Here is a 25,019-nt window from a genome sequence, read left to right as displayed (position 1 = left end):
CAATGTCGGCTAGGTGCCAGTTCGGCTGCGGCCGAAGCGGCACAACGTGAAGACTTGTCGTCCCGGCCGTGAGGAAGCTGATGACGACCTCTCCCCTGGAGCGGGCTGCTGAGTCCTTCGCCGCGGAACTGGCCCGGCACCGGACGGGGCGGGGACTCTCCAAGAAACAGCTCGCCACCCTGATGGGCTTCGACCCGTCATACGTCAGCCACGTCGAGGGGTGCCGGCACCGCCCCACCGAGGACTTCGCGCGCCGCGCCGAAGCCGTCCTCGACGCCGGCGGCGCCATCTGGCAACGCTTCCGTGAGTACGACCAGCTCCGCCAGGCCAAGGCCGCCCCCACCCACCGCGAACTGCCACCGACGGGGCAGTGGCTCCCCCCGGGCACCGGACTGGTCGTCGAACGGGAGACCGCCACCCTCATCCACACCGACGACGGCTACCGCTGCCTGGTCCGCCGGCAACTGCACAACGTCGGCACCGAACCGGTCACCCGCCACCTCGTCCGGGTCGCCGTCGACCGCTGGCCCGACGACCCCGGCCGCTCCAACCGGCATCACCGCGAGCACCCGCTCACCTTCGCCGAGCTGCGGCTGCGGGCGTACCGGGACGACGGCGGCAACCGGGAACCGATGCACTGGCGGGCCAAACACGACCGGGACGCGTACAAGGAGATCTGGCTGCTCTTCGAGAACGGCGACGGCCCCTTCCCGCTGCACCCCGGCGAACGGGTCGAGGTCGAGTACTCCTACCAGGTCGGGCGGGAGAAGTGGGGGCTCTGGTTCCAGCGGGCCGTCCGGCTGCCCACCCACCACCTCGCGGTGCGGCTCGACCTGCCGGCCGCGCTCGACCCCCGGGTCTGGGGCGTGGAAGCCTCCCTCTCCGCCGACGAGGGCCCCCTGCGTACCCCGGTACGCCGGCACGACCGGGCCGACCGGGCCGTCTTCGACTGGTCCATCGACGACCCGCCGCTGAACTCCCGCTACCGCCTCCAGTGGCGGTTCCGGGGCGAACCCGCCGACGCGGAACGGGCGGCGGTGGCCGTGCGGGCCGGCGACCGGCTGCACGCACTCGGCGTGCTGCCCCGCGACGCGGACCTGCTGCGCCGCCCCGCCCGCCCGTTCGACCTGCCCCGCGAGGTGGCCGCCGCCCGGGAGACGGTGGACCGGTTGACCGCCCTGCTGACCAGGGTCGACGAGCTGAAACCGTTCAGTGCCGGCATGGGGCTGGCCGCCCCGCAGGTCGGCATGGACGCGGCCGCCGCCGTGGTCCGCCCCCCCGACCGGTCCGCCGCGCCGGTCGTCCTGCTCAACCCCCGGGTGGTCGACGCCAGCCCGGACACCGACGAGCAGTACGAAGGCTGCCTCTCCTTCGCCGACCACCGGGGGCTGGTGCCCCGACCGCTGCGGATCGACGTCGAACACGCCCGCTGGGACGGCAGCCGCGTCATCACCTCGTTCGCGTACGGGATGGCCCGGTTGGTCGCCCACGAGGTGGACCACCTGGAGGGGCGCCTCTACACCGATCGGATGGCACCCGGCGTGCCGCTGGTCCCGGTCGAGGAGTACCGGGGGACCGGTCCCTGACGGCGTCCCGCGCGGGGGGTACGGCAGGGACGCCGTCAGGGACCGGTGTGGGGCCCGGGTCGCGTGCCCCAGGGGGCGGGGGCACGCGACCCGGTTTCGGGGGGAGGAAAGTCGCTACCCGGTACCGAAGGTGTCGTACCGGATGTGCGGTGGCGGGACCTCGTCCTCCGCGAGCGCCCGCAGGGTGGCCCGGACCATCGGGGCGGAGCCGGAGACGTAGCAGTCGTGCGACGTCCACGGGCCGTACCGGGCCACCACCTCCGAGACGTCGCCCTGCTCACCGTCGAAGTCCGGGTCGTCGCTGCACGCGGGGGTCACCGACAGCCAGGGATGGGCGGCCACCAGTTCCTCCAGCCCCGCCAGGCCGTACAACTCGTCCTGGTTCCGGGCGCCGTAGAAGACGTGCACCCAGCGGGTCCGGTTCCAGGTCGTCAGGTCCTCCACCAGCGCCTTGATCGGGGCCAGCCCGACGCCGCCGGCCACGCAGAGGATGTCCCGGGTCGAGTCGCGGTTCAGCGTCATCGACCCCATCGGCGCGGCCACCCGGACAAGGTCGCCCGGCCTCGTCCGCCGGACCAGCGCGCCCGACACCCAACCCGCGGCCCCGGCCGGGGTCCGCACGTGGAACTCCAGCACGTTGTCCTCGTTCGGCGCGTTCGCCACCGAGTACGTCCGCCACACCCGGGGCAGGTGCCGTGGCACCTCCACGCTGACGTACTGACCGGCCTTCCAGGTCAGCGGGGCCTGGAGGGCGCGGACGGTGAGCACCGCCGTGTCCGGTCCGTGCCGCTCGTGGGTGAGCACCTCGGCATGCCAGTACGGCGGGTTCCCGTCCGCCGCCGCGCCGGCCAACATCTTCTCCGTGATCGCCGCGTACGCGTCCCGCCACGCCTGGTCGTACTCCAGGTTCCAGCCGTCGCCGGCGGTGCTGCGCAGCGCGTCGAGCAGGGCGACGCCCATGGTCTCGTAGTGCGACGCGCCCACGTGGTACTTGCGATGGTCCCGGCCGAGCGAGCGCAGGTACTCCTCGAAGCTCTCCGGATCGTCCACCACCTGGGTCGCGGTGACGATGGCGTTGAGGATCCGGTCGCCCTGCCCGGTCATCTCCACCGGGAAGAGCTTGCGCAGCTCCGGGTCGAGGAGGAACAACCGGGCGTAGAAGTGAGCGCTCAGCCGCTCCCGTTCCTCCTCGACCAGGGTCCAGCTCTCCTTCAGCAGTCGCGCGAAGTCGTGCACGGGATGCTCCTCCTCCTGACGGCGGATCGGGCCCGCACAGAATGTCCACGCAGCGTGCTCACCGGTCGCACAGACTGTGCGACCATGCGGTCGAACCGGTTGGTCGGGCACAGTGGTGCGGTGACCGTCGACGAGCTCACCCGCCCGACCTCCCGCAAGGTCCTCGGCACCGAGACGCTGTTGGTCCTCGGCCTCTCCCTCGGGCAGTCGGCCGTGTACGCCGTGGTGTCGATCATCGCGAAGCTGACCGCCGACGGAGGGCTGTCGAAGCAGACCGCCGCGCTCAACACCTCCCAGTCGGCCCGGCCCTGGCTCGACCTGACGTACCAGCTGCTCGGGGTCGCGTTCGCGCTGCTGCCGGTACTGCTCGCCGTCCACCTGCTGGCCCGGGACCCCGGCGACCCGGTGCGTACCCTCGGATTGGACCCACGCCACCCCGGCGCCGACCTGGCCCGGGGCGCCGGCCTCGCCGCGCTGATCGGCCTTCCCGGCCTGGCGCTGTTCTGGGCGGCCGCGCAGCTCGGCGTCAACGCGAAACTGGTCCCCGCCGGCCTGCCCGACGTGTGGTGGGCCGTCCCGGTGCTGATCCTCGCCGCCGCGCAGAACGCCGTGCTGGAGGAGGTCATCGTCGTCGGGTACCTGGTCACCCGGCTGCGTCAGATGCAGTGGCGGCTCGCCGCGATCATCGCCACCAGCGCCCTGCTCCGCGCCTCCTACCACCTCTACCAGGGGTTCGGCGCCTTCGTCGGCAACGCGGTGATGGGTGTCGTGTTCAGCCTGTTCTACCTGCGCACCCGGCGGGTGATGCCGCTGGTCGTCGCGCACACCCTGCTGGACGTGGTCGCCTTCGTCGGCTACACACTCGTGCCGGAACAGTGGCTGAGCTGGCTCTGAACCGGCCCGCCCGGAGGTGTGGCCGGATCCGGCCCCGCGCTACCGCCGACGGGCCGGCCGGTAGACGGCCACCGCCCGCGCCGCCAGCCGCCGCGCCGCCGCCGCGTCCCCGGCTGCCGCGGCGAGCAGCGCCGCTCCCGGCAGCAGCCGCGACACCAGCCGCAACGCCACCCAGCTCCCGGCCTGCGCGGCCAGCGGCGCCGCCAACCGCCATGCCGCCTCCGCCGGGCGCGGCCACGGCTGGTCCCCCGGCTCGTCCGCCGTTCGCGCCGCCGCCAGCGCCGTCCGGGCGCTGTCGGCGTCCGGGTGAGCCTGGATGAGCACCAGCAGCTCCACCGCCCGCTCGGCGTCCGACGGATCCCGGCCGTACGCCGCTGCCAGGTGCAGCACCAGCGCGGCCTGGCTCCACAGCACCGCCGCCAGTTCGGCCACCGGCGCGAACAGGCCGGCCAGCGCCGAGGCGGCTCCACCGGCGCCGGCCACCCGCACGAACCGCCGGGTGGCAAGTCGGGCCAATCCGTCCGGATCCGCATCCGGGTACGCCTCGCGCAGCCCCCGCGCCCAGTCGCGGGCGCGCGGCCCGATCCCCTCGACGGCCGCCAGGGCGAGCAGTTCGGGCGCGTAACCCGGGTGATCCACCAGCCGGGTCCAGATGCCCGCGAGGTCCAGCCCCGGGGTACGCCCCGACGCCCGCTCGTCCGCAGCCGCCGTCACCGCCGTGACCACCGTCGGCTGGTCCGGGACCAGGGTTGCCTTCCTGGCGGGTGTCCTCTTCGCCGTGCCGGCTGCGCGTGCGGTCGTCTCTTTCGTGGTGCTGGCGTTGTCGGTGACGGTCTCCTTCGCGGTGGTGCTGGCGTCGCCGGTGGTCGGTTTCGTGGCCTTGGTCGCCTTCCGGGCGGCACCCTTCGATGCCGTGGGCCTCGCGGTCGGCATGGCCTTCCTCGCCGCTGGGGCCTTCCGCTGCGCCGGGGTCGCCCTCCCCGAGGGGGCAGGGGCAGCGGCTTCCGGGCCGGCCGGTGTAACCTCCGTCACCGCGTCGCCCGCCGCCACCTCACCGCTCGCCGGGGTGGTCGACTTCCGTGCTGCGGGTGCTCGCCGGGCCCTCGGGGTGCCCCGGGTCGCCTCGGGCGAGGTGGGCGGGACGCTCGTCTCCGGCACGGCGTCAGCCGATGTCACCTGGTCGATGTGGCCGGCGGTCCGCGCTGGTGGGTTGACGGTCGACGGGGTGACGTCGGCCGGTCGGGGGGCCTGTCCGTCGGCCGGTGGCCGGAACAGCACGGCGGGCGCCGGCTTCGCCGGCCGGGCCTTGCCCGCGGCCTTCCTCGATGTCGGCTCCTCCTCCGGTGGAGGAGCCTTCGCCGGGGTGGCAGGCGGAGTGAAGGCGGGCTTCGGGGGGCGGCGGGCTCCGGAGGAAGGCTCGCGGCGGGGCGGATCGCTCGGCGTCTGCTCCTGCATGTCGGTGGAGCGTAGTCGTGAACGTGACATCGCACACGGTGGAAACGCATCCGCTGTGGTGGTCGCTTTGCCCGGGGCGGGGGCGGCCCTGTATCCTCGGCCCCGGTGGTCCGCAGCGGCCATCGGGGAGACTTCGCCTAGTCTGGTCTATGGCGCCGCACTGCTAATGCGGTTGGGGTTTTAAAGCCCCTCCCGGGTTCGAATCCCGGAGTCTCCGCGCGAAAGCCGGTTGTGTAGACTGGCCGAGCACCAAGCGCCCGTAGCTCAACGGATAGAGCATCTGACTACGGATCAGAAGGTTAGGGGTTCGAGTCCCTTCGGGCGCACCATCTGAGCAGGGAAAATGCCCCTCCGGCATCGACGGAGGGGCATTTCTTTGTGCCCCCCGGGGGGCACGCGCGCCGCCTACGCTGGCGGATCGTAATCAGGAGTCACCAGTCGCAGCGTTCCTGCAGCGTATGGGAGCGGTCCGACGTGGTAGTGGGGCCTGTCGACGAGTCAGATGCTCGGGTGGTCGCTGCTCCAGGTCCACGTCCTCACTCTCACCGGTCGGACGAGGCGACATGCTCGCCGCCGCTGGTTGACCGTGACGGCGAGTCCTCAGAGGCAACCTTGGGTGATGGTTGATCGCGGTTCCATCGTCCGGGGCCGCGCCCTGATCCCAGAGCGACATACGGACCACGCACGAAGCCCGCGAGCCGGGGCGCAGGTCGATCGCATAGTCGGCCCTGGGCTGCTGTGCTCGCGCAGAGTCTTCGCCCCACCGCCCGATCCCTCCCGGCGCCCAAGCGGGACTAACCTAGGTCGACTTGGCAGTACGACGGGGTAGGGACCGAAGCTACGTGATTACCGGTGAGCTGAAGAGCAAGATCGACCGCGTCTGGGATGCCTTCTGGTCAGGCGGGATCTCGAACCCGTTGGAGGTGATCGAGCAGATCACCTACCTGCTGTTCATCAAGCGGCTCGATGACCTGCACACGCTGGAGGAGAACAAGGCGAACCGGCTGGGCAAGCCGATGGAGCGCCGGATCTTCCCTGAAGGCTGCGACGATCGGTGGCGCAAGTACGACGACCTGCGCTGGTCGCACTTTAAGAGCGCCGCGCCGGCCGAGATCTTTGAGATCGTGGGCCAGCGGGTCTTCCCGTTCCTGCGGACGCTCGGCAGCGACGGGTCGACGTACTCGCACCACATGAAGGACGCTGACTTTAAGATCAAAACTCCGGCGCTGCTGGCTCGCGTGGTCGACATGCTCGACCACATCCCGATGGAGGATCGGGACACCAAGGGCGATCTCTACGAGTACATGCTCAGCAAGATCGCCACCGCCGGCCACAACGGACAGTTCCGTACCCCCCGGCACATCATCCAGCTCATGGTCGAGATGACCGCCCCAACGCCGTCGGACGAGATCTGCGACCCGGCCTGCGGGACCGCAGGGTTCCTGGTGGAGGCGGGAGAGTACATCCGCCGCACCCACCCCGGCGCGCTCTTCGATGCGATGCAGCGGAAGCACTTCCACGAGAGCATGTTCCACGGCTTCGACTTCGACGGCACGATGCTGCGGATCGGCAGTATGAACATGCTGCTGCACGGTGTGGAGAACCCGGACATCCGCTACCGAGACTCCCTGGCCGAGAACGTCAGTAACGAGTCGGAGAAGTACTCGCTGATCCTCGCCAACCCGCCCTTCGCGGGCAGCCTCGACTACGAGAGCACGTCGAAGGACCTCCAGCGGGTCGTCAAGACGAAGAAGACTGAGCTGCTCTTCCTCGCCCTCTTCCTGCGGTTGCTTAAGCCAGGCGGCCGTGCGGCGGTCATCGTGCCGGACGGCGTGCTCTTCGGCTCAAGCAAGGCCCACAAGGAGCTGCGCCGGATGCTGGTCGAAGACCAGAAGCTCGACGGCGTGGTCAAGCTTCCGAGCGGCGCCTTCCGGCCCTACGCCGGAGTTTCCACGGCAATCCTGCTCTTCACCAAGACCAACAGCGGTGGCACCGACAACGTCTGGTTCTATGAGGTGACGGCCGACGGCTGGAGCCTCGACGACAAGCGGGCTCCGCTGCTGCCGGCTGAAAAGCTTGGGCCAATGCCGGACGTGGCGCTGGCCGAGGACGAGCATGCGAAGAACAACCTGCCGGATGCATTGGCGCGGTGGTTCCGCCGAGATGGCGACGAGCTGCAGCGGGCGCGGACCGAGCAGAGCTTCTGCGTGACCAAAGCCGACATCGCCGAGCAGGGCTACGACCTCAGCCTCAACCGCTACAAGGAGGTCATTCACGAGGAGATCGAGCACCGCTCGCCCCTCGACATCTTGACTGACCTGGAGAGGCTGGAATCCGAGATCCAGCTGGGCATGTCCGACCTGAAGGGGATGCTCGGATGATTTCCCGGGAGGTAGTCGAGGGCCGCTTCACTCTTCAACCCCTCGGGGAGGTGGTCGAGTTCCTTGACCATCTCCGCCGTCCCGTTACCGCCTCCGACCGAGTGGCTGGGCCCTATCCATACTACGGCGCAAACGGCCAACAAGGCACTATGGCGGACTATATCTTCGACGAGCCGTTGGTTCTTCTCGCCGAGGATGGTGGCCATTTCGATGCACCGAACAGAGGTATTGCGTACCGGATCTCTGGAAAGACCTGGGTGAACAACCACGCCCATGTCCTGCGACCACGGCACGGTATCGACCTTGCATTCCTTTGTCGAGCGCTGGAGAACTACGACGTACGGCCTTACATCACGGGCACAACCCGCGGCAAGCTCACGAAGGCGGGCGCATCACGAATCCCCATCCCCGTGCCTCCTCTCGAGCAGCAGCGGAGGATTGCGGAGGTGCTGGATCAGGCGGACGAGTTGCGCGCCAAGCGCCGCGACGCCCTCGCCCGCCTCGACGACCTCCCGCGATCCATATTCCTCGATATGTTCGGTGACCCGATCCAAAACAAGCACGGCTGGTCCAGGGTCTCGATGAGCTCGTTGCTCGAGCGTATTCACAGCGGCCACAGCCCGCAGTGCCTTGACCGCCCAGCGGGTGAAGGCGAGTGGGGCGTTCTCAAGCTTGGGGCGGTGACTTCCTGCGAGTTCATGCCGGATGAAAACAAGGCGCTCCCCCCGGGAGTCGCACCCCGTCAGGAGCACGCGGTTCGGGTAGGCGACCTTCTTTTCTCGAGGAAGAATACAAGGGAATTGGTGGGAGCATGTGCTCTTGTTCGCGTTACGCCACCCAAGCTTCTTCTTCCGGACCTTGTCTTCCGGCTTGAGCTTTATCCCGATGCCGCGATCGACAAGGTGTTCCTCCAGCAGTTGCTTGTATACCCGTCCAAGCGACGTCAGATTCAATCTCTGGCGGGTGGCTCTGCAGGCTCTATGCCCAACATTTCCAAGGCGAGGCTAATGGCAACGGAAGTTGAAGTGCCTCCCCTTTCACTGCAGCGAGACTTCACTCGTCGGATCGATGCCATCGAGGAGTTGAGAGCAGTCCAGCGAGCCGGGCTAGCCGTGCTGGACACGCTGTTTGCGTCGTTGCAGGATCGGGCCTTCCGGGGGTTGCTCTGACGTGAGACGATCGAGGGCTGTCGACTGTGGGGAGTTGGCGCTCGATGAGCAACTTCGCGTTCCTGCGGGCTGAGTGGCCCGCTCTGTTTGGCGAGGCCCTGCGGGCCGAGCGGCTGGCCGTCGCCGACCCGCGGGCCTCGTGCTTCTATGCCCGGCGAACGCTCGAACTCGCCCTTACCTGGCTCTTCGAGGCCGACGGCGCGCTCAGCAAGCCGTACAAGGACGACCTATCGGCGATGATCCACGAGCCGTCGCTGCGCAACCTGGTGGGCAACAGCCTCCAGGCCAAGATGAATATCATCCGCAAGCAGGGCAACACGGCCGTTCACAAGAGCACGCCGGTGACGCCGAAGGAGGCGGTGCCGGTCGTCCGTGAGTTGTTCCACGTGACGTATTGGATCGCCCGGCACTACACCCGCGACCAGGCGAAGGTCCCGGCGAGCGCCCTGGCCTTCAACCCGGACCTGATCCCCCGGCCGATCCCGTCACAGGTCCGGCAGCAGACCCAGGCCGAGCTGAAGGCGTTGGCCGACAAGCTCGCTGCCCAGGACGCGGCGCTGGCCGCTGAGCGCGAGAAGTCAGCCACCCTCGACGCCGAGTTGGCGAAGCTGCGCGCCGAGATCGCCGCCGCCAAGGCCGCAAACGAGGCCCGCCCCGACGACCACGACTACAACGAGGCGCAGACCCGCGACCTCTACATCGACCTGATGCTGCGGGAGGCCGGCTGGCGGCTCGACCGCCCGGAGGACCGCGAGTTCGAGGTCACCGGAATGCCCAACGCCACGGGCACCGGGTACGTCGACTACGTGCTGTGGGGTGACGACGGCAAGCCGCTCGCGGTGGTCGAGGTGAAGCGCACCCGCCGGGACGCCACAGTCGGCCAGCAGCAGGCCAAGCTGTACGCCGACTGCCTGGACCAGCGGTACGGCCAGCGCCCGATCATCTTCTACACCAACGGCTACGAGACCTGGCTCTGGGACGACACCGCCTACCCGCCGCGCCCGGTGCAGGGCTTCTACACAAAAGACGAACTCCAGATCCTGATCCGGCGTCGCGACACCCGCAAGCGGCTCGCGGACGTGCCGATCAAGCAGGAGATCGTCGAGCGTTACTACCAGCACCGGGCGATCCGGGCGATCGGCGAGGCGTTCGAGACGCAACGGCAGCGCCAGGCGCTCGTAGTGATGGCCACCGGCGCCGGCAAGACCCGCACCGTGATCGCCCTGGTCGACCTGCTGATGCACGCGAACTGGGTCAAGCGGGTGCTGTTCCTCGCCGACCGCAACGCCCTGGTCAACCAGGCGGTCAACGCGTTCAAGGCGCACCTGCCCGACGCGGCGACGGTCAACCTGGTCACCGAGAAGAACACCGAGGGCCGGGTGTACGTCTCGACGTACCCGACCATGATGGGCCTGATCAACGAGACCGCCAGCGGCGAGCGGCGCTTCGGCCCCGGCTACTTCGAACTGGTCATCATCGACGAGGCGCACCGCTCGGTCTACCAGAAGTACCGTGCAATCTTTTCCTGGTTCGACAGCCTCCTGGTCGGGCTCACCGCCACCCCGCGCAACGAGATTGACCGCAACACCTACAGCCTGTTCAACCTCGAAGACGGCGTACCCACCGACCACTACGACCTCGACGACGCGGTCAACGAGGGCTACCTCGTCCCGCCGCGGGCGGTCTCCGTACCGCTCAAGTTTCAGCGCGACGGCATCCGCTACGACGACCTCACCGAGGAGGAGAAGGACGCCTGGGACGCCCTCGACTGGGGTGACGACGGACCGCCGGACAGCGTCGACCCCGACGCGGTCAACAAGTGGCTGTTCAACACCGACACCGTGGACAAGGTCCTAGAGACGTTGATGACCCACGGCCACCACGTCGCGGGCGGCGACCGCATCGGTAAGACCATCATCTTCGCCAAGAACAACGCCCACGCCGACTTCATCCAGAAGCGGTTCGACCTCGCGTACCCGATGCACCGCGGCCACCTGGCCCGGGTCATCACCCACAAGACCGAGTACGCCCAGAGCCTCATCGACGACTTCTCGCAGAAGGAGAAGGACCCGCACATCGCGATCTCGGTGGACATGCTCGACACCGGCATCGACGTGCCCGAGGTCGTCAACCTGGTCTTCTTCAAGATTGTGCGGTCGAAGTCGAAGTTCCTGCAGATGATCGGCCGTGGCACCCGGCGCTGCGACGACCTCTACGGCCCCGGTCAGCACAAGCAGGACTTCTTCGTCTTCGACTTCTGCCAGAATTTCGAGTACTTCAACCACAACCCGAAGGCGGCCGAGGGCACGCTGGGCGAGTCACTGACCGAGCGGCTGTTCAAGGCCCAGCTCGAACTCATCTACCGCCTCGACCAGCGCCTTCCCTCCGACGCCATCGTCGAGGCGGAGGCTGACGGGACGCAGAGCGAGGCGGCGCTGCGCTGGGACCTCGCCCGCAACCTCCACCGCCGCGTGGAGAACATCCACCTCGACAACTTCGTCGTCCGCCCGAAGCGCCGCCTGGTCCAGTACTACATCGACTTCGGACACTGGCACCGCCTCACTCCCGAGGCCGTGGAGGAGATCGGCGGCAACCTCGCCAGTTTGCCCACCGCCGTCAAGGACGAGGACGAGGCCGCTAAGCGGTTCGACTTGATGGTGCTGCGGCTGCAGCTCGGCCAGCTCGACGTGGAACCCGCCTACGACCGGCTGCGCCGGCAGGTGCAGGACATCGCCTCGACGCTGCTGGAGCAGACCAGCATCCCGGCGGTCCGCGAGCAGCAGCAGCTCCTCGACGAGGTGGCCGGCGACGAGTGGTGGCAGGACGTCACCCTGCCGATGCTGGAGCTGATGCGCCGTCGCCTGCGCGGGTTGGTCAAGCTGATCGAGAGGTCCAAGCGGGCCATCGTCTACACCGACTTCAGTGACGAGCTGGGTGAGATCTCCGTCGTCACGCTGAACGACATCAAGATTGGTAATTTCGAGCGGTTCCGCGCCAAGGCTCGGGTGTACCTGCGCGCCCACGAGGACCACCTGGCGCTGCAGAAGCTGCGCCGCAACAAGCAGCTTTCGCCGACCGACCTTGACGAGTTGGAGCGGATGCTGGCGGCCAGCGGCGGCGATACAGAGGACATCGACCAGGCACGCGAGTCGGCGCACGGCCTCGGGCTCTTCATTCGCTCGCTGGTCGGACTCGACCGGGAGGCGGCCAGCGAGGCGTTCAGCGAGTTCCTGGCCGGTCGCACTGTCACCGCGAACCAGATCAGCTTTATCAACCTGATCATTGCCAACTTAACCCAGAACGGCGTCATGGAGCCCGGCCGGCTCTACGAATCTCCGTTCAGCGAGATCGCCCCGCTCGGACCGGAGTCGATCTTCCCGTCCGCCGACGTCGACCGACTGGTGGCGATCCTCAACTCCGTCCGGGACACCGCCACTGCTCCGGGTGAGGTGGCGTAGCCACGAATGTCCGGCCTCCCTGCACTTCGGCGCATCTACATTCGTGGTGCCCCCTGGGGGGCATGCTGCGGGTCAGGAACGTCTCCTAGCGTCACGTTCCGTCGACACTGCTACATACCGAACCCGGACAAAGCCGCATAACTGCAGGTCAGAAGCGCTCTGACCTCCCGACTACGGATCAGAAGGTTAGGGGTTCGAGTCCCTTCGGGCGCACAAGATCATCGAAGCCTGACCTGCGGAAACGCAGGTCAGGCTTCATGCTTTTCTGTCCCTTGTGGACGTGTGGCTGCTCGGTGGCTGCTCGTCCGACGAGCATCCCCTGCATCCCAGCCCGTCCGGTGAGGTTCGGGTGTGTCCGGTCTGGTCCTGGCGGGTCAACGAAGCCGATCACCGATTCTATCGACGCATGTCGAGGCCGATGGGTGTTCGGGGTTCGAGTGGCTGGCTGTGGCCGGGGCGGCGATGTTGCCGGTCCATCCGCACGGGGTCGGCTGGCGTCATCGGTTGTCGGGTGAGCCGTACGAGCCGTTGTCCCGGGCGCGGTGCGAGGTGGGATCGCGGTGGCGATGGTCGGCCCGGCCGTGTGGGTCGGTTCGCATTGGCGGTGTCCGGGCCAGCAGGCTCCACCGGGTGGCTGTCCCGGGTCTGGCGCGGCTCCTCGGGCGGCTGCCGGGGAGCCGCCATCTCGGACAACACGGATATAGCGAATCGGTCGGGGGTGGGACGTACGCCCACCCCCGACCGGTTCCCCGAGCCCCGAATGAGGTCAGCTCTGCTGGGTGCGCATGTGAGGCGTCCCTGACTGGCACCCGCTGGTCCTGGTCCTGGTGGCGGCAGTGCCGCTTGACCTGATCACCATCGCGGCGGCATCGCCGCTCTGGGGCACCCAGCCGACGGCAGCGCTGGTGCGGAACATTCGCCGCCCTGACCGCGCCCCATCCCTCGCGACCGTCCCGTCCTTCGGGGTCGCAACACGCCCACGTTCGTTCCGCGTGGCCTCCAAGCCGGACGGCCTTCCCCCGCTACTCCGGGGACGCGAGTCGCTGGCGTAGGGCATCGTTGTCGTCGTGGTGGACGACCTCGTCGAAGCGCAGCCGCAGTCCGTGTTTGGCCAGCAGGCCGGCGACGATCGCGTCGAGTTGTTCGCGGTGTTCTCGGGTGCGGGCCTGCAGGTATGCCGCGCGGACCTCGTCGGGTTCGCCGGTGAGGACCTGCTCCATGCGTTCGCGGATGTACCGCTTGAGGTTGATGTGCTCCATGAACACCTCGCTTACTCCAACGTCGACGAGCCGGCCGAAGAGGTCGTCCAGCATTTCGGGCTGGGTGGCGAAGTGAGGCAGGAGCGGGCCGACGAAGGCGTAGGTGGGGATGCCGGCGTCCTTGAGTTCGGCGAGGGTGCGCAGGCGGCGGGAGGCGAGCGGGGCGCGTACCTCCAGCCAGCGGCTGACCTTGTCGTCGGTGGTGGTCACTGTCATCCCGACCTCGGCGCGGGGCAGGCTGGTGAGCAGGTCGACGTCGCGGGTGACGACGGGTGACTTGGTGAGGATGCGGACCAGGCCCGGGTACTCGACGGCCTTCAGTTCGCGCAGGATGCCGCGGGTGAGGCGGTATTTCGTCTCGTGGCCCTGGTAGGGGTCGGTGACGGAGCTGAGCAGCATCGTGCCCCGGCGCTTGTCCTCCGGCATCTTCGCGAGCTCTTTGCGGGCCAGTTCCACCGCGTTCGTCTTGACGTACAGGTAGTCACCCCATTCCTTGACGGATCGGCCGAACTGCCGCCCGGCGAAGCTGGCGAAGCAGTAGGCGCAGCCCAGGACGCAGCCGGTGTAGGGGTTGATCACGTAGTCGTTCGACGGAGTCTTCGACTTCTGGATCAGGGTCTTCGCCTCGATCTCGACCGGTTCCATGGCCGACGTCCTTCCTGTTGTTCCCGCTGGTCGCGTTCATGGCGACCGGACTCCGTGCTGTGGGCGGAGCGGCCGGCCGGGTCACGCGAACCCACATCTGGGAACAATAATCCCCAGAAGTTGATTCCGTGGAAGATAAGTGGTTTGCTGGGCACCGACTGACCAGCGCTTGCGGCCACCTGCTCGGCTTGCCGGGCTGACGCCGAGAGTTGCTGCCACCCAGAGAGTTCAGTCCGCCACATAGAGTTACTACGCCCCGGAAGGGGGTGAGGAGTGAGTGTCATGACCGTTCCCGCCTTCAACTCGGTCGCCTGGTTCGAGTTCGGCACCGGCCAGCCGGAGAAGGTCAAGGAGTTCTACGGCGAGCTTTTCGACTGGAAGTACGTCCTCAACACCAACACTCCGGGTGTCACCTATCACTCGGTGATGACGCCGGGCTCCCAGCAGCCGACCGGCGGTGTGTGGGACTCGGAGGGCGGCTTCTCCGACTACGCGATCTTCTACGTCGTCGTCCAGGATGTCGCCGCGACTGTCGAGCACGCCGCGAAGCTGGGTGCCGAGGTGCTCATGGCACCGGTCTCCGACACCGCGGGCTTCACCTTCGCCCGGCTGCGGGACACCGCCGGCAATCACTTCGGCGTTTTCTCCGTACCCGCTGCCTGACCGGTTCCGCAGGGCCCGTTCGCACTGTTCAAACCCCTGGAGGTTCCCGATGTCCGGCGCCAGCGAAAAGATCCGCGTCCGGGTCTACGGCGGTCCGACCACCCTGATCGAGTACGGCGGGCTCAGATTCGTCACCGACCCCACCTTCGATCCGCCCGGCGAGTACCCCATGCCCCTCCCGGGCGACCACAAGCTCGTCAAGACCGCCCCCGCCCCGTCACCGCCGCCGACCTGGGCTGCGTCGACGCCGTCCTGCTGTCCCACGACGAGCACGACGACAACCTCGACCACGCCGGCCGTGCCTTCCTGTCCCAGGTACCGGTCGTTCTCACCACGGTCAGCGGGGCCGGCCGCCTGGGCGGCAACGCTCGCGGCCTGGCCTCCTGGCAGACCGCCGAGCTCACGCGGCCCGACGGCATCGTGACCGTCACGGGCCTACCGGCCCGGCACGGCCCGGCCGGCTGCGAACCGATCACCGGCGACGTCGTCGGCTTCATGCTCACCGCCGACGACCTGCCCCCGGTCTACGTCAGCGGCGACAACGCCGCCCTGGACCACGTCAAACAGATCGCCGAAAGGTTCGCTCCCGTCGACACCGCGATCCTCTTCCTCGGCGGCGCCCGCATGGCCTTCGCCTTCGACGGCGCCCTGCTCACCCTCGACAGCGCCCAAGGCGCCGAGGCCACGAAGATGCTCGGTGCCCGCCGGGTCGTCCCCGCCCACTACGACAGCTGGGCCCACTTCACGGAAGGCCGAAACGAGATCCAGGCCGCCTTCGCCGACGCCGGCCTGGCCGGACGCCTCGACTTCGCCCGCTGACCACCATCCCCGAACCCGAACCCGAACCCTAAGGAGCATGCACCATGACCAGCACGAACATCGACATCGCCCGCACATACTTCCAGGCCGTGCAGACCGGAGACATGGCGACGCTCGGCGGACTCCTCGACGAGGCGATCGTCTGGCACCAGCCCGGCGCCAACCAGTTCTCCGGTGAGCACAAGGGCCGCGACGCCGTCTTCCAGATGCTCGGCAGCATGATGGAGGCCAGCCGGGGCACCTTCGCCATCGACAAGATCCACGCGCTCATGGCCAACGGTGACCTGGTCGCCGCGACCATCCACTTCAGCGGCCGTCACGACGACGCGTCGATGAGCATGGACGGCGTCGACCTGCTGCGCATCACCGACGGCAAGATCACCGAGATGTGGCTGTTCTCCGACGACCCGGCCACCGAAGACGCCTTCTGGGGCTGACCCTCCGGTTGTCCGGGGCCGAGCCGGCCCCGGACAACCGCGAGCCGGCCGTACCAACGCGAAAGGCACCCGCATGCGGAAGATGACCGACCAGCAATGGCGGGAGTTCGTCACGCACGGCACTCGCACCGGCAAGCTGTCGACCGTCCGCGCTGACGGTAGTCCCCACGTGACACCGGTCTGGTTCCTCCTCGATGGCGATGACATCGTGCTCACCACCGAGAAGAGCGGCGTCAAGGGCCGCAATCTCGCTCGTGACCAACGGTTCGTCCTCTGCGTCGACGAGGATCGGCCGCCGTACGCGTTCGTCCTGCTCCACGGACGCGCCGAGATTTCCGACGACCCCGACGACATGCTGCGCTGGGGTGGCCTGCTCGGTGCCCGCTACATGGGCGACGACCGTGAGAAGGAGTACGCCGCTCGTAACGGCGGCCCCGGCAACATACTCGTCCGTGGCCGCATCGACAAAGTCATCGCCTTCGACGGCATCGCCGACTGACGCCATGGGCTGACGGGCCGGCGAGCACAGTGTCTCGACCGTCACCGCACGGCCGTGGCAGCTCACGACGCCGGCCGGCCGGGCTGCTTCGGTGCCCGCATGCCCGGCGCCGGGGTGTGCTCGGCGGCCTTCCGCGCCACGTCCAGGGCCCGTCCTGCCGCCCGTAGCGTTTGCAGGACCGCCGTCACCTCGCGCACGGCCCGCGCGGGAATCACCGACCCGATCCGCAGCTCCAGCTCTTCCTCGAAGACCTCCAGCGCCCCTTCCACCAGCCTTCGCCCCTCAGGCGTCAACTCGACAACCGAGGAACGGCGGTCGTTCGGATTGGCCCGCCGCGCACACAGACCCCCCGCCTCCAAACGGTCGACCACCTTGCTCGTGCCGCCCACCGTGATCGAGAATTCCTCCGCAATGTCCTGGATCCGCGGCCCAGGCCGACGCAACAGCAGGTGCAGGACCTCGAACGAGGTCAACGGCAGGTCGAACTCGGCCCGCAACCGCCCCTCGATGCCGCTCCACAGCTCGATCTCCAACGAGACCAGCTCCCGGTACAGCTGCTTCAGGTCCGCCATCGCTCATCTTCCGAAGAACCATCTTCCATGGATGATTAATGGTAGGTCACCAGCGCGGGCTCGCGCCCACGGCGAGTTCAGCGACGACGCCACGCCCCGGCTGACCCTGATCAGCCCCGCCCTACTGTCAGTACCTGAGGGCTTGCTCTCCCGCTGGGGACTTGCACCTCACCACATCCGGTCGCCTGGGATCCTCGATCGCTCAACGCTTTGATCGACTCCCGTGTGTCAGGCGTGGCGCCAGAGGAACCGGGAGACTCCCATGAGGCCTTCTCGTCGGGGTCTGTGTCTGCGTGTCGGCATCGGTGACGGGCTGAGTGCGGCATAACGTACAAATGCGGGTTTAACGACGACCCCGTTCGAGGCATCCGGGACCCGCAAATGACGTCTTGTTACTCCTGCTTCGAGGCATGGTTCCCCTGACGCTGATGACCGCCCGCAAGGCTGGGCCGGCCGGACAGCAGGGCAACTCGGTGGGCGTCTACATCTGCACCGACCTCGCCTGCTCGCTCTACCTGCGGGGCCGGAAGCAGACCGGACTCGGCGGTCGACTCCACGAGTCGATCACGCTGGCCGAGAAGATCGACCGGACCCGGACCAACCTGGCCGGCTTCCTGGACAAGGTGGTCGCGGGCTGACGGTGGGTGGAGATCAGGCCGACGAGCAGCCGCCGTCGCCGGCAACGATCCGCGAGCCGGCCGAGTGGGGGTCGGTCAGTCCCCGGCGACGGCGTCGAGCCTGTTCACCGTGACGCGAATGAGGCCCGAGTACGCGAGCCAGCTGCGCCTGCGATGCGTTCCAGGCGACCGGTGAGAAGGAGAAGTAGAGAGAGCCTCGATGATTCGCGTCTGACGGGGGCTTCTTCGGCCCGGCGGTGTTGATCGCTGTTGGTCGCTTGAGTCCGCAGGGACTTGAGCCGCAGGCATTGGAAGCAGACGTGAGCGTGTGGGAGCGTCGACGGTCCACCTGGCGGAGCCGTTGCAGCCGGATGCAGCTTTATCGCGACGTGCGGATCTGGCGGGTGGTTGGCGGTAATCATCGGGCCGGAGATGACACAAGCCAGGGTGAGAGTTCGTCAACCAGGCGGGAGTCTTGGATGGGTCCACCGGGAGAACGCGATGAGGATTGGTTCACCAGGGTCTACGCGGCCGATTACGGACACGTTGTGAAGTACGGCCAGCGTCGGCTTGCCGATCTGGACGCGGCGGCTGAACTCGCTCAGGAGGTGTTCGTCATCGCCTGGCGGCGTCGCCGCGAGGTCCCGGACCGCAGCCTGCCCTGGCTGTACGGGGTGGCTCGTCGTCTGCTCGCGAACGAATGGCGAGCTCGGAGAGCTGCGCCGGATGTGCTACCGATTACCGAGGTTGGCCTTCTGCAGAAGCCGGGTTCGTCCGGTGCCGATGGGACAGTGGGCGTCGCCGACGTCCAGGCCGCTCTAGCCACTCTCGCCGACCTCGACCAGGAAATCCTCCGGCTGGTCGGTTGGGAGGAACTGACAGTGTCCGAGGCCGCTCAGGTCCTGGGCTGTACCCGTACCACCGCTGCGGTGCGTCTGCACCGCGCCCGTAGGCGCCTCAACGAAGCGATGTCACACCGAGCTGTACCGCCGGCGCAGCAGCCGGTGTTGGCGAGTCCTCGAAAGGCCATGTGATGTTCGGAGAAGAGCGAACGCGTACCCTCCTCGGCCCGGCTGACCCGGCCCGGCACAGCACCATCGCACCGCCCCGGCTTTCGGCACACGATCTGATCGTCCGCGCCGAGGCTATCGCCGAGCCGGTCGCCCATAGCCGCCAGGCACGCCCGACGCGCAGGCTAGTTCTGACGGCCGGGACGCTGGCCGTCGCGGTGGGCGCCGCAGCAATCGCCCAAACGTTCGGCCCGTCCAGCCCGGACACCTCTGGGATCGCCAGCCCGCCCGGGGCGGATCCGGGGGTGGTGCTCGTGCCGGTGGCGTACGGCTCTGCTGCCCGTGATGCTGGGGGCCCGCTGCGCGCATTGGCGGGCAGCCTTGTCGATGCGGAGTACGACAACCGTACGGGCCGGTACATGTACCACCACAGGAAGACGTGGGGCGACCCAGTGATGACGTCTCCTGACGGTCGCCACCGCGTCGCTTTCGCGGACGAGATCAAGGAATGGCAGACGGCCGACGGGGCGACCGGTAAACAGGTCACGGTTCAAGTTGAGCCGCAGTATCCGGACCAGGAGTCCCGGGACTACTGGCAGCGCACCCTTAAGCCCACGGCTGCCGCCTCCGCCACTCCCGCGCCTGACAGCATTCCGCTGCCACCGATGGACCTCGCACCACTGCCGTCGGGCCGAGCACAGCTAGACGAGCTACTCAAGGTCAGGTTTGGCGGCGGCGCCGTCAGCAAGCAGGTCGGCATGGTGTACGGGCAGTATGTCGTTCCGCGTCAGACGCGGGCTGAGATCTTGCGGGTCCTTGCCGACGTGCCCGGATTCCTGTGGCGGGGCCAGGTGTCCGATCGGGCCGGCCGGAAGGGTGTAGCCATCACCTTCGACGACCGCGAGCACACGCAGCAGTCCCTCCTGATCTTTGACCCCAACACCGGTGAACTGCTCGCCTACGAGCAGATAACCCTCTCGCCGGTACGAATGAACGCGTATCAGGTGATCCTCGATACTGCCTGGACCGATCGACTCAACTGAATTGCCGGTGCCGGGCTGCTCGATGGTGGCCCCGGTCCGCGATCAACCTTGACGGTTGGGGGCTGACGGCGCACAGGGCAGCGACCTTGGGCTGATCCGGGATGGCTGTTCATCTCTCACCATGGCCCGCACGACCTGCCCGAACGACTCGCCCGGTTCGCCTGTGCCGCGCTGCGGTCCACCGCCGACTAGCGGCGCGGCCGGGCGGTGGGCGGTGCTGGGCTGCGACCTCGGGGCAGTCGCACTCGTCTGGCGCGGCCGGCTGGCGGCGCGCGGCACTGGGGGCCAGTCCAGCGCGGGCGGCTGCCCGGCCCGCTCCGGTCGACGCCGAGGCGGCGGCTGTCTGGGCGTTCCATTCGGCGCGGAGCCGGTCGTGCTCGTCGTCGGCGGCGGCGCTGGTGGTTCACTGTGCCGCGCGTGGCGCTGAGAGCCCCCACGTGAGTTCTGGACCGCTGTCGTTTTCGTCCAAGACGGCCGCCGCGGCGGCGATCTAGCCTGGGCCCAGCAGCCCACCCGAGCATGAGGAGACAGCACAATGCGTAGCCTGGTCTACACCGGTTTCATGTCGCTCGACGGCGTCGTGGACTCGCCCGGCGGCGGGCCGGGGGAGGAGCACCGCAGCGGCGGGTGGGTGGTCAAGGACCTCGAGTTCGTCCCGGAAGCCTGGTCGCTGAAGGGCGAGGAACTCGCCGACACGACGGCGCTGATGTTCGGCCGCCGCAGCTACGAGGCGTTCGCGCCGGTCTGGCCCGGTTCGGAGGACCACGCCGGTTACAAGGAGTTGCCCAAGTATGTGGTGTCGACCACGCTGTCCGACGACGCCCTAGTCGACGGGTGGGGGCCGACGACGATCCTGCGCTCGACCGAGGACGTCGCTGCGCTCAAGGAGGGCGAGGGCGGCGCGATCTTCATCCACGGGAGCGCGGAGCTGGCCCGGCGGCTGTCGGACGCGGGCCTGATCGACCAGTACAACCTGCTCGTCTTCCCCGTGCTGCTCGGTGCCGGGAAGAGCCTGTTCGGCCGGGCCGACCGAGACAAGCACATGCTGACGCTGCGGGAGTCGGAGAGCTACTCGAACGGGATCCTAAAGCTGGTCTACGACGTCAAGCGCTGATTGAGGTCGAGGGCGATCGCGCCGCCGGCGCCCTCGCGTAACTGCCTGGCGGTGCGTCCGACGTAGGAGCGCAGTGCCCGGGCTAGGTGCGGCTCGTCGAAGTAGTCGAGCTTGGCAACGACGTCGGCGGCTGGGTCGCCGGCAGCCAGCAGCTCCGCCGCTGTGCGGGCCCGCTCGATCTGCCGGACCGCGCCTCGCGTCAGTCCAGTCGCGGCCCGGAACCGGCGTTCGACGGTGCGCCCCGAGACAGCCGGGCAGTGACCCCGCAGCACATCGGCGACGAGCATGTCACGGACCACGGTCCCGGCCCGGACGAGACTGTCGACCAGGGCCTCGGCGTCGTCGGGGCCGGGCATCTCCCAGCGCGCGGCGTCCAGCCGGAACGTCCGACGCGTGGTGTCGGGGAGCGCGATGCCGCCGTCGACCAGCGCCGGTGTGGGAACGGCCCGCAACGAGGTGCCCACGGCGAACTCGATTCCCGTAAAGGTCGCGCCCTCCGGCACCGGTGCCGTGCCGGTCCGGGTCTCGGGACCGGTGATGCCCGCGTACGCCCGGCCAGCCTGCTCCCAGAACACCAGGCCCCAACGAACCCCTGCGACGGACGTCATCGCAGTGACCTGCTCGCTCGTGCATGTCCACACGGTGTCGACCCACGGCGAGTCGGACCGACGCGTCTCGAACCGCAGCCCCACGGGCGAAGGATACGCCTCACGTTCTGGTGGCTGGCCGGGCTGTGCGGCCTTGCGCTGCGGAGAGCAGTGCAGACTCCGCTAGACCGGGTTTCGAACTCGACCAGGCGGTCTGGCCAATCGAGCGCAATCGCACCAGCGCCGGCTACCAGATCGCCGAAGGCGTCGCGGAAGTTACGGAATCGGTTACGCGTCGGCGGGGTACCAGCGCAGTTCGACGGTGTTGCGGTCGGGGTCCTGGACGTAGAGGGAGACGGCCTCGCCCCGGGCGCCGTACCGGCCCACCGGCCCTTCGAGGACGGTGAAGACGCCGGAGTCGACGACCTCGTGCCAGTCCAGCGGGTCGACCACCAGGCAGATGTGGTCGACGTTCGACTCGCCCCGGTCACGGCGGACCAGGTCGATGATGGTGTCCGGGGTGACGCGTACCGAGGGGAATGCGATCCGCCCGCCCCGCCACTGCTCGACACGCACCGGTTCGAGGCCGAGTACCCCGCAGTAGAACGCCAGCGACCGCTCGACATCCTCGACGTTCAGCACCAGATGGTCGAACTCCCGGACCCGTACGGCGGTCACCTCCCCTCCTCCAGGGCGCGGGCCTGGTGCAGCCAGTCGGTGAACAGCGGCACGTCGATGTCGGTGGCGGACGTGAGCCGTACCGAGGCCATCTGCCGGGCGCCCGGGATCAGGCGGCCAGACGGGTCGCTGACCTGCTGCCCCCGCCACAGCCCGAAGGTGACGTACGAGGTGTAGGCCTTCAGCAGGCAGATGGGCCGCCGTCCGGGCACCTCGCCAAGTCCCCACACCGGATGGCCGTGCCACATCACGCCGGTCGCGTCGGGTAGCGCGTCGTCGATCAGCGGGCGGGCGGCCTCGCCGATCACCCGCAGCCCGGTGTCCAGCCCGGTCAGATAGGAGTCGATGTCAATGGTCTTCATGATTCTCCTGTCGCAGAGCCTGTCCGCCGGGTCGCCCCGGTGACGCCCTCCACGATTCGCCAACCGGCGCCGGCGACCAAGCCATGATCGGATTACGATCGTTGAGCCGGATTCAACAAAGGGGGACGGGTGCTGGAGCGCCACGAGATCGAGACGTTCCTGACGCTCGCCGAGGAGATGCACTTCGGCCGTGCCGCCGAGCGCCTGCGGGTGACCACCGGCCGGATCAGCCGCGTCATCAAGAAACTGGAGCGGCGGGTCGGTGCTGCGCTGTTCGAGCGCACCAGCCGGGTCGTCCGCATCACGCCCATCGGCCGGCAGTTGGCCGACGACCTGGCTCCGCTGGTCGCGCAGATGGACTCGGCCCTGAACCGGGCGGTCGACGCGGGTCGCGGCGTGACCGGCCAACTGCGGGTGGCGTTCCTCGGTGAGTACCTCGCGCCGGTGCTGCTCAACGCGGTCAAACTCTTCACCGCGCGGCATCCCGACTGCGAGGTCGACGTGCGCGAGGCGCAGCTCTACAACTCGCGGGCCAACCTGTTGGACGGCTCGGTCGACATACTCGTCGCCGCGTACCCCTTCGACGGCATGGCCCGAGGACCCGCCCTGATGGTGGAGCGACGCGTACTCGCTGTGGCCGCCACGCACCCGCTGGCCGGCCGGGAGTCGGTGTCGCTGGAAGTGCTCGCCGATCACCCGGTCGTGCAGTACCCGGAGGTGACCTCGGCCGAGTTCAAGCGCGACCGCACACCCGAGCACACGCCGTCCGGTCGACCCGTCCCCAAGGGCCCGCGTGGCAACACGTTCTCGGAGATGCTGTCGCTGGTCGCGTTCGGTCGGGGTGTGCTACCAGTGGGCGAGCAGACCGAGCGCTACCACCCCCGCCCGGACATCGTCTACGTGCCGATCCACGACGCCCCGCCGATCGAGCGGGGACCGGTCTGGCTGGAGTCGAACACGACCGCCCGGGTACGGGAGTTCGTCCGCGCCGCGACCGACGCCAACACGCCTGCCCCCGTGGCGAGAGCCTGAGAAACCGTCCCGGCACACCAGGCGTTCGCGGGTGCGGTTTGTGTTCGCGTCGCATGCGGTCGATCAAGCTTTCTCCGGCTACCCCTCCCGGGGTACCTCGTCGCCGAGAGCCGCCGCTAGCGCCTTCGCGATCAAGTCGGGCAGATCGGTGCGCCCGTCGTCCTTCGCCCATCGAATCAGTGCCGTGTGCATGGCGGCCAGGCAGGCGCTGGCCGCAGCCTCGGCTTGGAAGGCCGGAACCGGTCGTTCCCTGCGGTCAGCGTCCGTGCCGAGTCGATGAGCGCGCTACCGATGCGGCGCGCCAAGGGCTGCCCGGCTGGCGTGGCGGTGATCCGCTCGGCGACCAGCGGGCCGTTCTGATCGACCGGCACGAGGTCCTCCTTCGTCGCGAAGTGCCGGTACACCGTCATCGGTGACGCTCACGCTTTGAGTCATCTGATCGGCAGGACGGCCCTGGTGACCGCGGCAGCGCCACGGGACTCCGTCGATGACGGTGAGCCGGGCGGCGCTGCTGCCCCGCCGGGCGCGGGTACAACCACCTCCGGCTCACCTCGACCAACAAACAGTCGGTCACCACCACCCGCGCGGACGACGTTCCTGCACCCGATCACCGCAACGCGGACGCGGTCAGCCGAGCAACGGACGCACCTCCCGGGCGACGAACCGGACGAAACCCTCGGGGTCTGGGTCGTCCGGGGTGGGTTGCAGGACCACCGTGTCCGCGCCGGCCGCTGCCCAGCGCCGGACCTGGCCGGCGATCGCCGGGGCGTCGCCGGTGACCATCCGGTCGTCGGCCGACCCGTACCCCCAGCGGACCCGCTCTTTCTCCATCCGGGCGTCGGCGTCCGGCCCGGTCGCGGCGTGCAGGTAGACGGTGATCGGATGATCGTCGGTCCGACCCGCCGTACGACGGCCCTCGTCCACCCACCGGCGCGCCTCGCGTACCTGCTCCGGGGTGGTGCCGCCGGTCAGGATCGTGCCGTCGGCCACCTCACCGGCCAGGCGCAGGGTACGCGCGCCAACCGCGCCGACCCGGACCGGCGCCGGACCCGCGGGCGGCCAGTCCAGCGCCACCTCGTCCAGCCGGACGTACCGGCCGGCCGCTGTCACCGGTGCGCCGGCGAGCAGCCCGCGCAACGCCGTCACGTACTCCCGCAGCAGGGTCAGCGGCGATTCCACCCGAGCGCCGACCTGACCCATCCAGTCCTGGACGCCGTGCCCCACGCCGATGTGCACCCGGCCCGGGAAGAGCCGGTGCAGCGTCGCCGCCTCCATCGCGCTCAACGCGACGTTCCGGAGCGGCACGGGCAGCAGCCCGATCCCCACCCGCAACCGGTGGGTCGAGGCCAGGGCTGTCGCCGCGCTGGCGATGCCGCTGCTCAGAAAGCAGTCCTCCCACAGCCAGAGTTCGTCGAGGCCCGCCTCGTCGGCCGCCCGGGCCACGGCGCGTAGCCGCTCTGGAGGCAGTTGGGGCAGGTACACGGCACCGAGGGTCGTCATGAC

21 protein-coding genes, 2 tRNA genes and 2 pseudogenes are annotated in these 25,019 nt (G+C 68.7%); 16 read left to right on the top strand and 9 right to left on the bottom strand.

Going from position 1 to position 25,019, the window contains the following annotated elements:
- The first annotated feature begins 80 nt into the window (after positions 1 to 80).
- Entirely contained in the window at positions 81 to 1,586 is a 1,506-nt protein-coding gene (locus tag E1165_RS00365) for a peptide deformylase (protein WP_132386467.1), read from the top strand.
- A 114-nt stretch (positions 1,587 to 1,700) separates the two neighbouring features.
- Here E1165_RS00365 and E1165_RS00360 read toward each other — a convergent pair whose 3' ends face one another.
- Positions 1,701 to 2,822, bottom strand: coding sequence for a globin domain-containing protein (locus E1165_RS00360; protein ID WP_132386465.1), 1,122 nt, complete (start codon positions 2,820 to 2,822; stop codon positions 1,701 to 1,703).
- A gap of 120 nt (positions 2,823 to 2,942) precedes the next feature.
- Between E1165_RS00360 and E1165_RS00355 the strand changes: the two genes are divergently transcribed.
- Positions 2,943 to 3,716, top strand: a complete 774-nt coding sequence (locus tag E1165_RS00355) for a CPBP family intramembrane glutamic endopeptidase (protein WP_132386463.1) — start codon at positions 2,943 to 2,945, stop codon at positions 3,714 to 3,716.
- A gap of 39 nt (positions 3,717 to 3,755) precedes the next feature.
- On the opposite strand, the gene E1165_RS00350 is transcribed toward E1165_RS00355, so the two are convergent.
- Positions 3,756 to 4,649 carry a hypothetical protein gene (locus E1165_RS00350; RefSeq protein WP_132386461.1) on the bottom strand — a complete coding sequence of 298 codons (894 nt, stop codon included), beginning with the start codon at positions 4,647 to 4,649 and terminating at the stop codon, positions 3,756 to 3,758.
- A 648-nt stretch (positions 4,650 to 5,297) separates the two neighbouring features.
- Here E1165_RS00350 and E1165_RS00345 point away from each other — a divergent pair.
- The 5 genes from E1165_RS00345 to E1165_RS00325 all read left to right on the top strand — a co-directional run bounded on the left by E1165_RS00345 (position 5,298) and on the right by E1165_RS00325 (position 12,179).
- A tRNA-Ser gene (locus tag E1165_RS00345) sits at positions 5,298 to 5,388 on the top strand.
- Between the two features lie 36 nt (positions 5,389 to 5,424).
- Positions 5,425 to 5,500: transfer RNA gene (locus E1165_RS00340), tRNA-Arg, on the top strand.
- Between the two features lie 513 nt (positions 5,501 to 6,013).
- Positions 6,014 to 7,552, top strand: coding sequence for a class I SAM-dependent DNA methyltransferase (locus E1165_RS00335; protein ID WP_132386459.1), 1,539 nt, complete (start codon positions 6,014 to 6,016; stop codon positions 7,550 to 7,552).
- Positions 7,549 to 8,721, top strand: a complete 1,173-nt coding sequence (locus E1165_RS00330) for a restriction endonuclease subunit S (RefSeq protein WP_132386457.1) — start codon at positions 7,549 to 7,551, stop codon at positions 8,719 to 8,721. Before E1165_RS00335 ends, E1165_RS00330 begins: the two co-directional genes overlap by 4 nt.
- A 44-nt stretch (positions 8,722 to 8,765) precedes the next feature.
- The gene (locus E1165_RS00325) at positions 8,766 to 12,179 is read left to right on the top strand and encodes a DEAD/DEAH box helicase family protein (protein ID WP_132386455.1); all 3,414 of its coding nucleotides are present in this window, start codon (positions 8,766 to 8,768) and stop codon (positions 12,177 to 12,179) included.
- Between the two features lie 1,022 nt (positions 12,180 to 13,201).
- Here E1165_RS00325 and E1165_RS00320 read toward each other — a convergent pair.
- Positions 13,202 to 14,083, bottom strand: coding sequence for a radical SAM protein (locus tag E1165_RS00320; RefSeq protein WP_132386453.1), 882 nt, complete (start codon positions 14,081 to 14,083; stop codon positions 13,202 to 13,204).
- A 282-nt stretch (positions 14,084 to 14,365) separates the two neighbouring features.
- On the opposite strand from E1165_RS00320, the gene E1165_RS00315 reads away from it, so the two are divergent.
- From E1165_RS00315 to E1165_RS00300, 4 genes and pseudogenes are all read left to right on the top strand, one after another.
- A complete protein-coding gene (locus E1165_RS00315) occupies positions 14,366 to 14,746 on the top strand; it encodes a VOC family protein (RefSeq protein ID WP_132386451.1) in 381 nt (126 codons plus the stop codon).
- Positions 14,747 to 14,795: 49 nt separating this feature from the next.
- A pseudogene (locus tag E1165_RS00310) lies at positions 14,796 to 15,565 on the top strand (MBL fold metallo-hydrolase).
- Positions 15,566 to 15,609: 44 nt separating this feature from the next.
- The gene (locus tag E1165_RS00305) at positions 15,610 to 16,002 is read left to right on the top strand and encodes a nuclear transport factor 2 family protein (RefSeq protein ID WP_132386449.1); all 393 of its coding nucleotides are present in this window, start codon (positions 15,610 to 15,612) and stop codon (positions 16,000 to 16,002) included.
- 82 nt (positions 16,003 to 16,084) lie between these two features.
- Positions 16,085 to 16,501: a PPOX class F420-dependent oxidoreductase gene (locus tag E1165_RS00300; RefSeq protein WP_243704513.1), complete on the top strand. Its 417-nt coding sequence runs from the start codon at positions 16,085 to 16,087 to the stop codon at positions 16,499 to 16,501.
- Positions 16,502 to 16,563: 62 nt separating this feature from the next.
- Here E1165_RS00300 and E1165_RS00295 read toward each other — a convergent pair whose 3' ends face one another.
- Positions 16,564 to 17,073 carry a MarR family winged helix-turn-helix transcriptional regulator gene (locus E1165_RS00295; protein WP_132386445.1) on the bottom strand — a complete coding sequence of 170 codons (510 nt, stop codon included), beginning with the start codon at positions 17,071 to 17,073 and terminating at the stop codon, positions 16,564 to 16,566.
- 428 nt (positions 17,074 to 17,501) lie between these two features.
- On the opposite strand from E1165_RS00295, the gene E1165_RS00290 reads away from it, so the two are divergent.
- The 4 genes from E1165_RS00290 to E1165_RS00275 all read left to right on the top strand — a co-directional run bounded on the left by E1165_RS00290 (position 17,502) and on the right by E1165_RS00275 (position 20,857).
- Positions 17,502 to 17,711 carry an FBP domain-containing protein gene (locus E1165_RS00290; RefSeq protein WP_243704512.1) on the top strand — a complete coding sequence of 70 codons (210 nt, stop codon included), beginning with the start codon at positions 17,502 to 17,504 and terminating at the stop codon, positions 17,709 to 17,711.
- A 458-nt stretch (positions 17,712 to 18,169) separates the two neighbouring features.
- Positions 18,170 to 18,724 (top strand): RNA polymerase sigma factor, encoded by a 555-nt coding sequence (locus tag E1165_RS00285; RefSeq protein WP_132386443.1) that lies wholly within the window; start codon positions 18,170 to 18,172, stop codon positions 18,722 to 18,724.
- Positions 18,724 to 19,743: a CU044_5270 family protein gene (locus E1165_RS00280; RefSeq protein WP_132386441.1), complete on the top strand. Its 1,020-nt coding sequence runs from the start codon at positions 18,724 to 18,726 to the stop codon at positions 19,741 to 19,743. The genes E1165_RS00285 and E1165_RS00280 overlap by 1 nt, the downstream gene beginning before the upstream one ends.
- A gap of 535 nt (positions 19,744 to 20,278) precedes the next feature.
- Positions 20,279 to 20,857, top strand: coding sequence for a dihydrofolate reductase family protein (locus E1165_RS00275; RefSeq protein ID WP_132386439.1), 579 nt, complete (start codon positions 20,279 to 20,281; stop codon positions 20,855 to 20,857).
- On the opposite strand, the gene E1165_RS00270 is transcribed toward E1165_RS00275, so the two are convergent.
- From E1165_RS00270 to E1165_RS00260, 3 genes are all read right to left on the bottom strand, one after another.
- Complete coding sequence (locus tag E1165_RS00270) at positions 20,839 to 21,549, bottom strand: helix-turn-helix domain-containing protein (protein ID WP_132386437.1); 711 nt, start codon at positions 21,547 to 21,549, stop codon at positions 20,839 to 20,841. The genes E1165_RS00275 and E1165_RS00270 overlap by 19 nt on opposite strands.
- Before the next feature lie 183 nt (positions 21,550 to 21,732).
- Positions 21,733 to 22,122, bottom strand: coding sequence for a VOC family protein (locus tag E1165_RS00265; protein ID WP_207916346.1), 390 nt, complete (start codon positions 22,120 to 22,122; stop codon positions 21,733 to 21,735).
- On the bottom strand, positions 22,119 to 22,484 hold the full coding sequence (locus E1165_RS00260; protein ID WP_132386435.1) for a DUF1801 domain-containing protein: 366 nt from the start codon (positions 22,482 to 22,484) through the stop codon (positions 22,119 to 22,121). Before E1165_RS00260 ends, E1165_RS00265 begins: the two co-directional genes overlap by 4 nt.
- Positions 22,485 to 22,613: 129 nt before the next feature.
- Between E1165_RS00260 and E1165_RS00255 the strand changes: the two genes are divergently transcribed.
- Positions 22,614 to 23,516 carry a LysR family transcriptional regulator gene (locus tag E1165_RS00255; RefSeq protein ID WP_132386433.1) on the top strand — a complete coding sequence of 301 codons (903 nt, stop codon included), beginning with the start codon at positions 22,614 to 22,616 and terminating at the stop codon, positions 23,514 to 23,516.
- Positions 23,517 to 23,594: 78 nt separating this feature from the next.
- On the opposite strand, the pseudogene E1165_RS30565 reads toward E1165_RS00255, so the two are convergent.
- Together E1165_RS30565 and E1165_RS00245 are read right to left on the bottom strand one after the other, a co-directional pair.
- Positions 23,595 to 23,765, bottom strand: a pseudogene (locus E1165_RS30565) (hypothetical protein); the annotation flags it as partial.
- Between the two features lie 378 nt (positions 23,766 to 24,143).
- Positions 24,144 to 25,016, bottom strand: a complete 873-nt coding sequence (locus E1165_RS00245) for an LLM class flavin-dependent oxidoreductase (protein ID WP_132386431.1) — start codon at positions 25,014 to 25,016, stop codon at positions 24,144 to 24,146.
- Positions 25,017 to 25,019: the final 3 nt, after the last annotated feature.

This window comes from Micromonospora sp. KC723, from assembly GCF_004348595.1.
GTDB lineage: Bacteria > Actinomycetota > Actinomycetes > Mycobacteriales > Micromonosporaceae > Micromonospora.
The sequence above is the reverse complement of the archived record's forward strand: the minus strand, read 5'-3'. Positions and strand labels throughout refer to the sequence as shown.